The sequence below is a fragment of the Mycolicibacterium arcueilense genome (assembly GCF_058536225.1).
Window position 1 is genome coordinate 18,654 of record NZ_JBZTYL010000035.1, and the last position, 11,429, is coordinate 30,082.

Here is an 11,429-nt window from a genome sequence, read left to right on the forward strand (position 1 = left end):
GTAAACCTTCGCGGTCAACGACCCTGGCGTCACTTTCGGCAGTGCCGCTACCAACACGCCACATCAGACGACAACCACCATCTTCCCGCCGGCGGCGCCTGACTCCATCACCTCATGCGCTTCGCGGATCTGATCGAACGTGAACACCCGCGACGGCGCGGCTTCCAGCGCGCCGTCGGCGACCTGGCGGGCGATGTCGCCCAACGGCACGTCGGACAGCGGGAACCCGGGTGAGCCGAACACGAAGCTGCCGAAGAAAGTCAGCTTGACGCCGCTGGCCATCTGCAGCAGCGGGTTGAAATCCGGGATCGGATCGAGCCCACCCAACCACCCCGCCAGGCACGCGGTTCCGCCTCGGCGCAACATGTCCAGTGAGTCGAGGATGGTGCTGTTGCCGACCAGGTCCAGTACCGCGTCGACGGTGCCGGATTCGGCGATGTGTGCGCTCAGATCGGGCACTTCTTGTTCGGCGCGAGCGACGCCGAGACTTTCCAGCAGTGCGAATCGTTCAGGGCTGCGGGTGGTCGCGATGACGCGCGCCCCCGCGTTGACCGCGAGCTTGACCGCGGCCTGGCCGAACGACGAGGTGGCGCCGCGGATCACCAGGGTCTGACCGGGCTGCAGGTCGATGTTGCGGAACAGGCAGGTCCAGGCCGTCGCATAGGTCTCGGGAAGCGCGGCCAGTCGGTCCCACGGCAAGTCGGCGTCGATCAGCGCGACGTTGGCCGCTCTCACCCGGGTGTACTCGGCGTAGCTGCCGTTGACTGTGCGGCCCAGCCCACCCATGAGTGCGGCGACCTTGGCGCCGACCGGGAACTCGCCGCCCGGACACGATTCGACGATGCCGACGCATTCGATGCCGCTGACCTCCGCGGCCTCGGCCCATTCACCTCGGCGCATGTGCATCTCGGCGTGATTGATGCCGAAGGCTTTGATCTGGATGACCACCTCGCCGGCTTTGGGCTCGGGCTTGGGGATATCGGTGTAGACCAGGTGGTCGAGTCCACCGAAGCCGTCGAGAACGATCGCGCGCATCTTTGTGGTCATGAGAGTCTCTCCAGGATCTCGTTGAGCTGTAATAGATCTGATGCGACGACGGTGGGTTGGGGCACATTCGGTGCTCGCAGCACACCGTTGCCGGGGCGGGTGATGAGTGCTCCGCTGAATCCGGCGGCCTGGGCGCCCAGGGTGTCCCACATGTGCGCGGCGACCATCATGCAGTCCGAGGGCGCCACTCCCAGGTATTCGGCGACGCCGGTGTACAGCGACGGCGCCGGCTTGAAAGCGCGTTGCCCGTCGACGCTGAACTGGTGCTCGAAGTAACTGCCCAAGCCGGCCCGTTCCAGCGGGGTCGGCTCGTCGCGATGTGGTGAGTTGGTAAGTGTGACGAGGCGGAAGCCGTTTGCCAGAAGTCGCTGCAAGCCTGCTGCGGCATCGGCGTGTGCCGGCATGCAGCGCATGCTGTCGGCAAGTGCGGTGAGATCGTCCTCGGTGAGATCCACGTGGCGGATGTCGCCGGTCATCCGCAGCGCAGCTTGCCCGAGCGTGAAGAAATCGGTGTATCGCCCGGACAGTGTGATGGCCATGGAGTACATCACCAGCTGGTTGAACCATTCGCGAAGGACCTGAGGGTCGCCGAAGATTCGCTCGAAATATGGCGTCAAAGAGTCGATGTCGATGAGCGTCTCGTTGACGTCGAACACCAGCACCGCCGGCTTCATCAGGCGACCCGGCGTTGCAGGAATCCGTCGATCAGGCTCGCGACTTCGTCGACGTGGGTTTCCAGTAGGAAGTGCCCGCCGTCGAGCAGGTGGATCTCGGCGTCGGCGGCGTCCTTGGCGAAGGCGCGCGCCCCGTCGGGACCGAAGATCGGATCGCCCTCACCCCACACGGCAAGCACGGGAACCTGACTGGTGCGCAGGTATTCGTGCAGTGTCGGGTACAGGGGAGCGTTGGTGGCGTAGTCGCGGAACAGTTTGAGCTGCACCAGATCATTGCCGGGTCGCGACACCATCGCCGCGTCGTGCACCCAGGTGTCGGGATTGACCAGGCTTTCGTCGGAAACCCCGGTCAGGTACTGCCATTTGATGCCGTCGAGGCTCAATGCGGTCCGCACTCCGGCCTCGGTCTCGGGGTTCTGCTCGCGCTGGTAGGCCCACACGCCGGACCAGAAGCTCTCGACGAAACCTTCGTCGTAGCCGTTGCCGTTCTGGCTGACGATCGCGGTGATGGCTTCCGGATGCCGCAGGGCCAGTCGCCAGCCGATCGGGGCGCCGTAGTCCTGGACGTAGATCGCGTAGCGGGACACCCCGAGCTGGTTCAGCAGGCCGTCGGTGAGGTCGGCCAGGGCGTCGAAGGTGTAGTCGAACTCGGTGACCGCGGGTGCATCGGAGTGGCCGTAGCCCAGGTGGTCGGGGGCGATGACGTGGAAGCGCTCGGCCAGCCGGGGGATGAGGTCGCGGAACATGTACGAGCTCGTCGGGAAGCCGTGCAGCAGGACGATCGCCGGTGCGTCAGGTGCTCCGGCCTCGCGGTAGAACAGGCGCTGCCCGTCGACGGTGGCGTAGCGATGGTGAACGGTCATGACTAACTCCTATAACTAGTTTTAGTGGTTAGTGACATCTAACGCCCGTCGGCATAACCTGTCAATACCTATTTGGAGGTTAGATATGAGACTCATGGAGGTAGGCCTGACGGACGAGTCGCTGCTGCTCGATCTCCTCAACACCACGCCGGTGATGGAGGGAATGCAATACGACGTGCTGAAAGAAGAGGCCGCCGCGCAGGCCTGGTTGCGTGAGCACGGGGCGGCCGAAGCCGAACTGGCAGAACTGGCCGCGGCCCGGAATGTGCTTCAGGCCGTGGTGCGCGGAACCGAGTCGGCGGTTGCGCTGACGCCGTACCTCAACGCCGCGACCCTACGGGCGCACGCGACGGAGAGCGGCGTGAACTGGGAACTGGATGTCGGCGAAGCGATGCGCGGCGCCGTGCGGGCGGTCCTGGCCTGGGATGCGCTGCGGATCGCGCGGCCGGGGCGGCTACGCGCGTGCGCGAACCCGGACTGTCGGCTCTTCCTGATGGATCGGAGCAAGCCCAACGCGAAACGCTGGTGCTCGATGACTACCTGCGGAAACCGCATGAAGGCGCGCCGGTATCACCGGCGCGCAAGGACTGCGAAGACTGACGAACAGCCCTGATTACACCGGGGGATAGGCCGGCGGCGGGTAGACGCCACGCAAGCCCCAGGCCAGCCACGGGAAGAAGAAGTCGCTCTCGTCGCTGACGTCGTAGTCAGGATTCGGATCCATTCCCGCAGTCTAGACGCAGTACGCGAGGTCGGAACAGGGCCGAGAACGGAAATTGCCTACACTCTTCAACCATCTAGTTGATTGATTTCCCGGGCAAGGTCCCGGCGATGCTGATAGTGAGTGTGCTATGTCATCCGATGCAGAGGGCGGCCGGGGCCGCGGGGGCGCGACTGCCAACGGGACATCCCGCCGCGATGAACTGCTGACCGTTGCGGCGAAACTGTTCGCCGCTCGCGGGTATCACGGCACCCGGATGGACGATGTCGCCGAGGCCGTCGGGCTGAACAAGGCCACGGTCTATCACTACTACTCCAGTAAGTCGCTGATCCTCTACGACATCTACAAGGGCACTGCGGACTTCACCGTCGAGGCGCTCCACGATGACCCGACCGCCTCGGCGCGGGAGACCATCTACAACTTCACCCGGCGGCTGATGGTCGGCATCGCCAACGACCTGGAGCGCGCTGCGGTGTACTTCCAGGAGGGCCCGTACATCGCCGAGTGGTTCACCGAGGAGCAGGTGGCCTACATCCGGCGGGCCGAGACCCAGGTCTACGAGCACGTCCGGGACGTGATCGATCGCGGCATCGCGAGCGGCGAGTTCTACGACTGCGACTCGCACGTGCTGGCTCTGGGCTACATCGGCATGACGCTCGGTTCCTACCGCTGGCTGCGACCCCACGGCCGGCGGAGTGCCCAGGAGATCGCCGTCGAGTTCAGCACGGCGCTGCTGCGCGGGCTGATCCGCGACGAGGGAATCCGCAACGAATCGCCGTTGGGCGTCGAGATCGAGGAAAAGGCCTAGAACATGACCGATCTGTTCCGACTGGACGGCAAGGTCGCCGTCGTCACCGGAGGTGGCCGGGGCATCGGCCTGATGATGGCCCGTGGCCTGCTGCAGGCCGGGGCGTCCGTGTACCTCTCGAGCCGTAAGGAAGCCGAGCTCAACGCGGCGGTCGAGGCGCTGTCCCCGCTCGGGCGGGTGTCCGCGGTACCGGCCGACCTCGGCACTGCCGAAGGTGTCGCCGCACTCACCGCCGCCGTCACTGGACGCGAGGACGCGATCCACGCCCTGTTCAACAACGCGGGCGCGGCCTGGGGTGCACCCTACGAGGAGTTCCCGGAGTCCGGATTCGACAAGGTCTACGACGTCAACGTCAAAGGCGTCTTCCTGCTGACCCGCGCGCTCACCCCGTTGCTGAAAGCCGCTGCCACCGAAGAGGATCCGGCCCGGGTGATCAACACCGGCAGCATCGACGGCATCGTCGCCCCGGGCAAGGGCCGCGACAACTTCTCCTACAGCGCCAGCAAGGCCGCCGTGCACATGCTGACCAAGCACCTCGCCGGTGAACTGGCCCCGAAGATCCTCGTCAACGCGATCGCCCCGGGCCTGTTCGAATCCCGGATGACCAAGGAGATGCTGCGCGCCGGCTCGGAAGAGGTAGGCGCCGTCCTTCCCTTGGGCCGGATCGGACAGCCCGACGACATCGCCGGGATCTCAGTGTTCTTGGCCAGCCGGGCCAGCGCCTACATCACCGGCACGGTGATCCCGGTCGACGGCGGCGTGAGCACCATCAGCTGACGGGCAGGGTGAACCAGCCCCAGGCCAAGAAGGCGAACACACCGAGATAGACGATGTCGCCGGCCATGTAGAGCCACTCGCTGCGACGGAATCTGGTCGTGGCCGCACCGGCCATGAACAGGGCCAGGCCGCAGGCGGCCACCGGCGTCAGCACCGGTGCGATACCCGACGCCGCAGGTAGCACCAGGCCGAGCGCGCCGACCAGCTTGATGGTCCCGATCACCTTCAGGTGACCGTCACCGAACTCGTCGACCCAGTGCTGGGTGCTGCCCATCGACCGGTACCTCTCCCGCGACATCAGGAGCATGGTGGTCCCGCCTGCGGCGTACGCCGCCGCGGCGATGATGGTGATGATCCAGAGGGCGGTGTGCATTTCTCGCTCCGTTTCGTGGTTACGTTTGGGCCTCGTGGTTACGTCGAGCCCTGTCGACTCGTCACTCTTATGACGGGTCGGCGCGAGGAGAGGTAACTGATGACACCTGAGGCATCTTTGGCGGAGGCATTCGAAGGGCAGCGGCCCCGACTGCTCGCGGTCGCCCAGCGCGTCCTCGGCTCCCGGGCAGATGCCGAGGACGCCGTGCAGGAAGCATGGCTACGGCTGTCTCGTCAGGACGCGGACTCGATCGAGAACGTCGCGGGCTGGCTGACAACTGTGGTGGGCCGCATCTGCATCGACATGTTGCGGTCGCGCACCAGCCGCGCCGAGGTGACGCCCACCGCCGAGATTCCGGATCTGGTGGTCACCGAGGACTCAGATATCCGGGAGGACTCCCCGGAGGACGCCGCGGTGCTCGCGGACTCGGTCGGGCTGGCGATGCTCGTCGTGCTGGGGTCGTTGCGTCCGGACGAGCGCCTCGCGTTCGTCCTGCACGACATGTTCGCCGTGCCGTTCGCCGAGATCGCGCAGATCCTGGACAAGTCGAGCGACGCCGTCAAGATGCTGGCCAGCCGTGCGCGCCGGAAGGTGCAGGACGTGCCGGCGCCCACCGGGGGCCGCCGACGGAAGCAGGAGCAGCGTGCGGTGGTCGACGCCTTCCTGGCCGCCGCGCGCGACGGCGACTTCGATGCCCTGCTGCGCGTGCTGGATCCCGACGTCAGCTGGCAGCGGTACACGGCCACCGGCGTGACCGTCGGGACCGGATCGGACGCGATCGTCGCCGCGGTCCGGCGCGGCCAGGGGACCCGCGTCCTGGCCCGGCGCGTGTCGGTCAACGGCGAGCCGGGGATCCTGGCGTGGGGTCCGACCGGTCGCCCGCTCAGCGTGATGGCCTGCATCGTCGACGGGGGTCGACTGGTGGGGATCGTGTCGATCATCGACCCGCGACGGCTGGCCAGGATGTCACTGCCCGAGCCGCCTTCCGGCGATTAACCTGGCCGCATGAAGTCGACCATCCTCTCGCGGCGCGACCTGGACTTCCTGCTCTACGAGTGGTTGGACGTCGAAAAGCTCACGAAGCTGGACCGGTACTCCGAGCACTCCCGCGAAACGTTCGACGGAGTGCTGGATCTGTGCGAGCAACTCGCGACCCGCTACTTCGCGCCGCACAACAAGCTCAGCGATGCGAACGAGCCGACATTTGACGGGCAGACCGTCACGCTGATCCCCGAGGTGAAAGAGGCGTGGGACGCGTTCGCGGCGGCCGACCTGATCGCCATGGGTTTCGACGACGAACTCGGCGGTGCGCAACTGCCGGTCACCGTCGCGCAGGCCGCGTTCGCCTGGATCGCCGCGGCCAACGTGTCGACATCGGGTTATCTGATGCTCACCATCGCCAATGCGAACCTGCTGGCCCGTTTCGGCTCGGCAGAGCAGATCGAGCGGTTCGTCAAACCCATGCTGGCCGGACGGTTCTCGGGCACCATGGCGCTGTCGGAGACCCAGGCCGGATCGTCGCTGGCCGACATCACCACGCGTGCCGAACCGCAGCCCGACGGCAGCTATCGGGTGTTCGGATCGAAGATGTGGATCTCCGGCGCCGAGCATGAGATGACCGAGAACATCGTCAACCTGGTGCTGGCCAAGATTCCCGGCGGGCCGGCCGGGACCAAGGGCATCTCACTGCTCATCGTGCCCAAGTACCTTGACGACGGAAGCCGCAACGGGGTCGCCATCTCCGGACTGAACCACAAGATGGGGCAGCGCGGTATCACCAACACTGTGCTCAACTTCGACGGCGCGGTCGGCTATCTCGTCGGCGAACCGCACCGCGGGATCATCTATATGTTCCACATGATGAACGAGGCCCGCCTCGGTGTCGGTATGGGCGCCGTCGCTCTCGGGTACACCGGCTACCTGAAGTCGCTGGAGTATGCGCGCGAGCGTCCCCAGGGCCGGCCGCTGGGAGTCAAGGATCCGTCGACCCCGCAGGTGCCCATCATCGAACATGCTGACGTCAAGCGAATGCTGTTGGCGCAGAAGGCTTATGTCGAGGGCGGTCTGGCTCTGGCGCTGTACTGCGCCAAGCTGGTCGACACCGGGTCCGCCGGGGACAGTTCTGTCCTCGACATCCTCACCCCGATCGCCAAGAGTTGGCCGTCGCAGTGGTGCGTGGAGGCCAACAATCTGGCGATCCAGGTGCACGGCGGCTACGGCTACACCCGCGAATACGACGTCGAGCAGCATTACCGCGACAACCGGCTGAACCCGATCCACGAGGGCACCCACGGCATCCAGAGCCTGGATCTGTTGGGGCGCAAGGTGACCCAGAACGGTGGGGCGGGCCTCGCGGCATTAGGCGAGCGGATCGCCGCCACGGCCGCGGCGGCTTCGGATGCGGCGCCCGAACTGGCCGCACAGCTCGACGCGGCCTGGCAGCGGCTGGTCGCCGTCACCGCTGCCATGTTCGCCTCGGGTGACATCGAAGCCGCGATGGGCAACAGCGCGGTGTATTTGGAAGCGTTCGGTCACATCGTCGTCGCCTGGATCTGGCTGGAACAGTTCCTTGCGGCCGATGGCCGGACCGGGGATTTCTACGACGGTAAGCGTCAGGCCGCCCGGTACTTCTTCCGTTACGAACTGCCCAGGACCGCACCACAATTGGATCTGCTCGAGAGCCTGGACCACACCACGCTCGAGATGCGCGACGGCTGGTTCTAGTCGAATTCGATGATCTGCCGCACGGCTCGACCGTCGGCGAGGGCGTCCATCCCGGTGTTGATCTGATCGAGGGTGATCGTGTCGGACACCAGGGATTCGACCGGCAGCCGGCCGGCCCGCCAGAGTTCGACGAAACGCGGAATGTCGCGCGCCGGTACCGCCGAGCCCAGGTAGCTGCCGATCAGCGACCGGCCTTCGGCGACGAAACCCAACGGCGACACCGAGATCCGGGCGTCTGGGCGGGGCAGGCCGACGGTGATCGTGCGCCCACCCGGCCCGGTCAGCGCGATCGAGGTTTCCAATGCGGCGGGATGACCGGCAGCTTCGATCACGATGTCGGCCTTGAGGTCGGCGGCCTGCTCAGGGGTGTAGGTCTCGTGCACACCGAGTTCACGGGCCCGGGCCAGTTTGTCGGGCAGCTGGTCCACACCGATGACGCGGACGTCGTCGTGGGCCAGCGCGGTCAGGGCGGCAGCCATGCCGACACCACCCAGACCGACGACCGCAACGGTCTGGCCCGGCCGCGGCGTGCCCACGTTGAGCACCGCACCACCGCCGGTGAGCACGGCACACCCCAACAGCGACGCGACCACAGCCGGGACATCAGAGGGCACGGGCACCACCGAGCGACGGTCCACGACGGCGTAGGTGGCGAAGCCGGACACCCCGAGGTGATGGAACACCGGTTCGCCGTCACGGATCAGCCGGATGTCGCCGTTCATCAAGGTGCCGGCGCCGTTGGCGGCCGATCCCGGACCACACGGGGTGAGGCCGTCGGTGGCGCATGCGGGGCAATCTCCGCAGCGCGGCAGAAACGTCATCACCACCCGTTGGCCCACCGGCAGATCGGTGTCACCGGCCTCGACGATCCCGGCGGCTTCGTGGCCCAGCAGCATCGGGACCGGTCGTACCCGGTTGCCGTCCACGACAGACAGATCGGAGTGACACAGACCCGCGGCCTCGATGCGGACCAGAAGTTCGCCCGGGCCGGGCTCGGCGAGTTCGAGGTCGCTCACCCGGATCGGTCGGGACTCGGCGTACGGACGGTTGAGGCCGATGTGCTCGAGGACGGCGCCGCGGATCTTCATGACCTCCAGCCTGTCAGACTGCCGGAATGACCGACGGAGCTGAATTGACCCGCGGGGACTTTCCCCTCCACTGGCCGGTGCTGACCCGGTGGACCGACAACGACATGTTCGGCCACCTCAACAACGCGGTGTACTACGAGCTCTTCGACACGGCGATCAACGCCTGGATCAACACCAACTGCGACGTCGATCCGGTCACCGCGCCCTGGCTCGGTGTGGTCGCCGAGTCCGGGTGCCGCTACTTCGCGGAGCTGAAGTTCCCCGACCCGCTGGTGGTCGGTCTGGCGGTGGCCCGGTTGGGGAACAGCAGCGTCACCTACCGACTCGGACTCTTCGAGCCGGATGGGCCGGTCGCGGCGGTCGGCCATTGGGTACATGTCTACGTCGATCGGACCTCGCGCCGCCCGGTACCGATTCCCGACGTGATCCGCGATCTGCTGCAGTCGATATGCTCGCCGGATGCCACTCGTGAGCAAGACCGTCGAGGTTGATGCCCCTGCCGAGAAGATCATGGCGATCGTCGGCGATTTCGAGGCCTACCCGCAGTGGAACCCCGAGATCAAGGGCTGCTGGATCCTGGCCCGCTACGACGACGGCCGGCCCAGCCAGCTGCGTATGGACGTCGAGATCCAGGGTCAGTCCGGCACCTTCATCAACGCGGTCTACTACCCCGCCGAAAACCAGATCTACACCGTGCTGCAGCAGGGCGACCACTTCACCAAGCAGGAGCAGCGCTTCTCCGTCGTTCCGCTGGGCCCGGACAACACGCTGCTTCAGGTCGATCTCGAGGTCGAGGTCAAGCTGCCGATCCCGGCGATGATGGTCAAGAAGCTCATCGGCGACACCCTGGACCACCTGGCCAACGCACTCGTCACCAGGGTGAAGGAACTGTCCGCCTAGGCAGCCCGGTCCGCCGCTGCCGCACGGAGCTCCAGTACCCGATTGCGGATGCGGTGCTCGGTGGCTCGTGGCATCTCGGCGGGGCGGTATCGACCGTGCCTGACCCGGTAGACCCGGCCGTGGCTCATCTCCCAGCGCAGGGCGTCCGAGATCGACTTCGATGCGCGCCCCGAGGTCGTGAACCCCTGATCCTCAAGGGCATCGACCAGGTCGGCGACCGATTGTGGGCCGTATTGGAGCAGCTGCATGGTGAGCACGTAACGGAGGTTGGTGCCCCGCAGCAGGAGTTTGTCCGCCATGGAGTCACGGTGCCAAGGCGGTCTGACAATTCATGCCGGTCCGGGATTTCGGTGACATATCCGATGTGCCCGGCTGTCAGCGACAATCCAGCGACAATCGCCTCACACGTTGCCGCGCGTCTCAACAGCCTCAAGTCTGGCTGTCACATTCGTCTCCAGCGCCACGGCAGCATCGTCAGCCTCATCCGTCCAGTGCCCACCTGTCAGCGACTCTGTCGCTCGCAGGTGGGCAACCCGAAATGTGTTACCCACGGGACTGGCGTCATCTGGAGTGGCGGAAGTGTTGAACGTCCGTGTGGCCGCCGGTGCTGACGATGTCTATGGGGCGATTGTCGCTGAATTGTCGCTCGTAGGCGGGCAGATCGGATGTCGCCGTCCTGCGCCGACACGCCGACACGGACACGCGGGCGGCCCGACTGGGCGCCGTCAGTCCCACATCCCGATCTCGGTCAGCCGCGCGATCAGCCGCTGGGCGGCGTCGGTGAACTGGTTGGCGTTGAGCTCCACTGCGGCCTCCTGATCGCGCCGGCGCAGCGCCTCGATCAGGAGTCGGTGGTTCTCGACGGCTTCGGTGCCCCACTTCGGATCGGTCGAATAGATCAGCGCGGGCAGGTACCGCGCGACGTGCAGCAGGAACCAAGCCAGCTTGATCCGGCCGCTGGCGTGGTTGAAGGCCCGGTGGAAGGTGAACTCGGCTGACGAGATCGCCACGGGGTCCTGCTCCTTGACGGCGGTCGCAAGCTCGGCGTTGAGCCGCTCCAGCTCGTCGATCTGAGCCGGGGTGATGCGGGCGGTGGCGGTGGCGGCCAGCTTGCGCGCGATGGTGGCCTGCAGCCAGAAGATGTCCTCGACGTCGGCGCGGGTCAAGGGCACCACGACGTGTCCGCGGTTCGGCTCCAGCTGCACCATGCCCTCACCGCGGAGCGTGCGCAGCGCCTCCCGCACCGGGGTGATGCTGACTCCGAGTGCCGCCGCGGTCTCGTCGAGCCGGATGAACGTCCCGGGGCGCAGTACGCCGGTCATGATCTCGGCCCGCAGTTGGGCGGCAACCTCGTCGGAAAGTTGCTCGCGCCGTCCCCCGCGACGACGTTGCACGGCCGCTCTGGCAGGTGCATTCACGCGAATCCGGTCGCCTTTCTGGTGGGCTTGTCGCCG

Annotated in this window: 15 protein-coding genes; 7 read left to right on the plus strand and 8 right to left on the minus strand. The window is 66.3% G+C overall.

Annotated elements, in window-relative coordinates; translation table 11 throughout:
* Positions 1-63 precede the first annotated feature (63 nt).
* Genes AC4LGL_RS29665 through AC4LGL_RS29675 form a run of 3 tightly spaced genes read right to left on the minus strand, consistent with a single transcriptional unit; the run spans position 64 to position 2,584 of the window.
* A complete protein-coding gene (locus tag AC4LGL_RS29665; RefSeq protein ID WP_491841869.1) occupies positions 64-1,047 on the minus strand; it encodes a zinc-binding alcohol dehydrogenase family protein in 984 nt (327 codons plus the stop codon).
* Positions 1,044-1,721: a haloacid dehalogenase type II gene (locus AC4LGL_RS29670; RefSeq protein WP_491841870.1), complete on the minus strand. Its 678-nt coding sequence runs from the start codon at positions 1,719-1,721 to the stop codon at positions 1,044-1,046. Before AC4LGL_RS29670 ends, AC4LGL_RS29665 begins: the two co-directional genes overlap by 4 nt.
* On the minus strand, positions 1,721-2,584 hold the full coding sequence (locus AC4LGL_RS29675) for an alpha/beta fold hydrolase (protein ID WP_491841871.1): 864 nt from the start codon (positions 2,582-2,584) through the stop codon (positions 1,721-1,723). Before AC4LGL_RS29675 ends, AC4LGL_RS29670 begins: the two co-directional genes overlap by 1 nt.
* Positions 2,585-2,678: 94 nt before the next feature.
* Between AC4LGL_RS29675 and AC4LGL_RS29680 the strand changes: the two genes are divergently transcribed.
* Positions 2,679-3,197, plus strand: coding sequence for a CGNR zinc finger domain-containing protein (locus tag AC4LGL_RS29680; protein ID WP_491841872.1), 519 nt, complete (start codon positions 2,679-2,681; stop codon positions 3,195-3,197).
* Here AC4LGL_RS29680 and AC4LGL_RS29685 read toward each other — a convergent pair whose 3' ends face one another.
* Positions 3,198-3,308 carry a hypothetical protein gene (locus AC4LGL_RS29685; protein WP_088305440.1) on the minus strand — a complete coding sequence of 37 codons (111 nt, stop codon included), beginning with the start codon at positions 3,306-3,308 and terminating at the stop codon, positions 3,198-3,200.
* 127 nt (positions 3,309-3,435) lie between these two features.
* Here AC4LGL_RS29685 and AC4LGL_RS29690 point away from each other — a divergent pair, with 127 nt between their 5' ends.
* Together AC4LGL_RS29690 and AC4LGL_RS29695 are read left to right on the plus strand one after the other, a co-directional pair.
* Positions 3,436-4,113: a TetR/AcrR family transcriptional regulator gene (locus AC4LGL_RS29690; protein ID WP_064878534.1), complete on the plus strand. Its 678-nt coding sequence runs from the start codon at positions 3,436-3,438 to the stop codon at positions 4,111-4,113.
* A 3-nt stretch (positions 4,114-4,116) separates the two neighbouring features.
* Positions 4,117-4,890 (plus strand): SDR family oxidoreductase, encoded by a 774-nt coding sequence (locus AC4LGL_RS29695; protein ID WP_491841873.1) that lies wholly within the window; start codon positions 4,117-4,119, stop codon positions 4,888-4,890.
* Here AC4LGL_RS29695 and AC4LGL_RS29700 read toward each other — a convergent pair.
* A complete protein-coding gene (locus tag AC4LGL_RS29700) occupies positions 4,883-5,263 on the minus strand; it encodes a DoxX family protein (RefSeq protein ID WP_491841874.1) in 381 nt (126 codons plus the stop codon). The genes AC4LGL_RS29695 and AC4LGL_RS29700 overlap by 8 nt on opposite strands.
* A gap of 99 nt (positions 5,264-5,362) precedes the next feature.
* On the opposite strand from AC4LGL_RS29700, the gene AC4LGL_RS29705 reads away from it, so the two are divergent.
* Together AC4LGL_RS29705 and AC4LGL_RS29710 are read left to right on the plus strand one after the other, a co-directional pair.
* Positions 5,363-6,259: a sigma-70 family RNA polymerase sigma factor gene (locus AC4LGL_RS29705; RefSeq protein ID WP_491841875.1), complete on the plus strand. Its 897-nt coding sequence runs from the start codon at positions 5,363-5,365 to the stop codon at positions 6,257-6,259.
* Positions 6,260-6,268: 9 nt separating this feature from the next.
* Positions 6,269-7,987 carry an acyl-CoA dehydrogenase gene (locus AC4LGL_RS29710; RefSeq protein WP_491841876.1) on the plus strand — a complete coding sequence of 573 codons (1,719 nt, stop codon included), beginning with the start codon at positions 6,269-6,271 and terminating at the stop codon, positions 7,985-7,987.
* Here AC4LGL_RS29710 and AC4LGL_RS29715 read toward each other — a convergent pair.
* Positions 7,984-9,075 carry an alcohol dehydrogenase catalytic domain-containing protein gene (locus tag AC4LGL_RS29715; RefSeq protein WP_491841877.1) on the minus strand — a complete coding sequence of 364 codons (1,092 nt, stop codon included), beginning with the start codon at positions 9,073-9,075 and terminating at the stop codon, positions 7,984-7,986. The two genes, AC4LGL_RS29710 and AC4LGL_RS29715, sit on opposite strands and share 4 nt — an antisense overlap.
* A gap of 26 nt (positions 9,076-9,101) precedes the next feature.
* Here AC4LGL_RS29715 and AC4LGL_RS29720 point away from each other — a divergent pair, with 26 nt between their 5' ends.
* Together AC4LGL_RS29720 and AC4LGL_RS29725 are read left to right on the plus strand one after the other, a co-directional pair.
* Positions 9,102-9,566 carry an acyl-CoA thioesterase gene (locus AC4LGL_RS29720; protein WP_491841878.1) on the plus strand — a complete coding sequence of 155 codons (465 nt, stop codon included), beginning with the start codon at positions 9,102-9,104 and terminating at the stop codon, positions 9,564-9,566.
* Positions 9,535-9,975, plus strand: coding sequence for an SRPBCC family protein (locus AC4LGL_RS29725; RefSeq protein WP_491841879.1), 441 nt, complete (start codon positions 9,535-9,537; stop codon positions 9,973-9,975). Before AC4LGL_RS29720 ends, AC4LGL_RS29725 begins: the two co-directional genes overlap by 32 nt.
* Here the strand turns inward: AC4LGL_RS29725 and AC4LGL_RS29730 are convergent.
* Positions 9,972-10,274, minus strand: coding sequence for a hypothetical protein (locus AC4LGL_RS29730; RefSeq protein ID WP_491841880.1), 303 nt, complete (start codon positions 10,272-10,274; stop codon positions 9,972-9,974). The genes AC4LGL_RS29725 and AC4LGL_RS29730 overlap by 4 nt on opposite strands.
* Before the next feature lie 426 nt (positions 10,275-10,700).
* A complete protein-coding gene (locus AC4LGL_RS29735) occupies positions 10,701-11,393 on the minus strand; it encodes a GntR family transcriptional regulator (protein WP_491841881.1) in 693 nt (230 codons plus the stop codon).
* Positions 11,394-11,429: the final 36 nt, after the last annotated feature.

Coding starts and splice junctions, on each gene's coding strand:
- AC4LGL_RS29665 (WP_491841869.1), bottom strand. CDS start 1,047: ATGACCACAAAGATGCGCGCGATCGTTCTCGACGGCTTCGGTGGACTC.
- AC4LGL_RS29670 (WP_491841870.1), bottom strand. CDS start 1,721: ATGAAGCCGGCGGTGCTGGTGTTCGACGTCAACGAGACGCTCATCGAC.
- AC4LGL_RS29675 (WP_491841871.1), bottom strand. CDS start 2,584: ATGACCGTTCACCATCGCTACGCCACCGTCGACGGGCAGCGCCTGTTC.
- AC4LGL_RS29680 (WP_491841872.1), top strand. CDS start 2,679: ATGGAGGTAGGCCTGACGGACGAGTCGCTGCTGCTCGATCTCCTCAAC.
- AC4LGL_RS29685 (WP_088305440.1), bottom strand. CDS start 3,308: ATGGATCCGAATCCTGACTACGACGTCAGCGACGAGAGCGACTTCTTC.
- AC4LGL_RS29690 (WP_064878534.1), top strand. CDS start 3,436: ATGTCATCCGATGCAGAGGGCGGCCGGGGCCGCGGGGGCGCGACTGCC.
- AC4LGL_RS29695 (WP_491841873.1), top strand. CDS start 4,117: ATGACCGATCTGTTCCGACTGGACGGCAAGGTCGCCGTCGTCACCGGA.
- AC4LGL_RS29700 (WP_491841874.1), bottom strand. CDS start 5,263: ATGCACACCGCCCTCTGGATCATCACCATCATCGCCGCGGCGGCGTAC.
- AC4LGL_RS29705 (WP_491841875.1), top strand. CDS start 5,363: ATGACACCTGAGGCATCTTTGGCGGAGGCATTCGAAGGGCAGCGGCCC.
- AC4LGL_RS29710 (WP_491841876.1), top strand. CDS start 6,269: ATGAAGTCGACCATCCTCTCGCGGCGCGACCTGGACTTCCTGCTCTAC.
- AC4LGL_RS29715 (WP_491841877.1), bottom strand. CDS start 9,075: ATGAAGATCCGCGGCGCCGTCCTCGAGCACATCGGCCTCAACCGTCCG.
- AC4LGL_RS29720 (WP_491841878.1), top strand. CDS start 9,102: ATGACCGACGGAGCTGAATTGACCCGCGGGGACTTTCCCCTCCACTGG.
- AC4LGL_RS29725 (WP_491841879.1), top strand. CDS start 9,535: ATGCCACTCGTGAGCAAGACCGTCGAGGTTGATGCCCCTGCCGAGAAG.
- AC4LGL_RS29730 (WP_491841880.1), bottom strand. CDS start 10,274: ATGGCGGACAAACTCCTGCTGCGGGGCACCAACCTCCGTTACGTGCTC.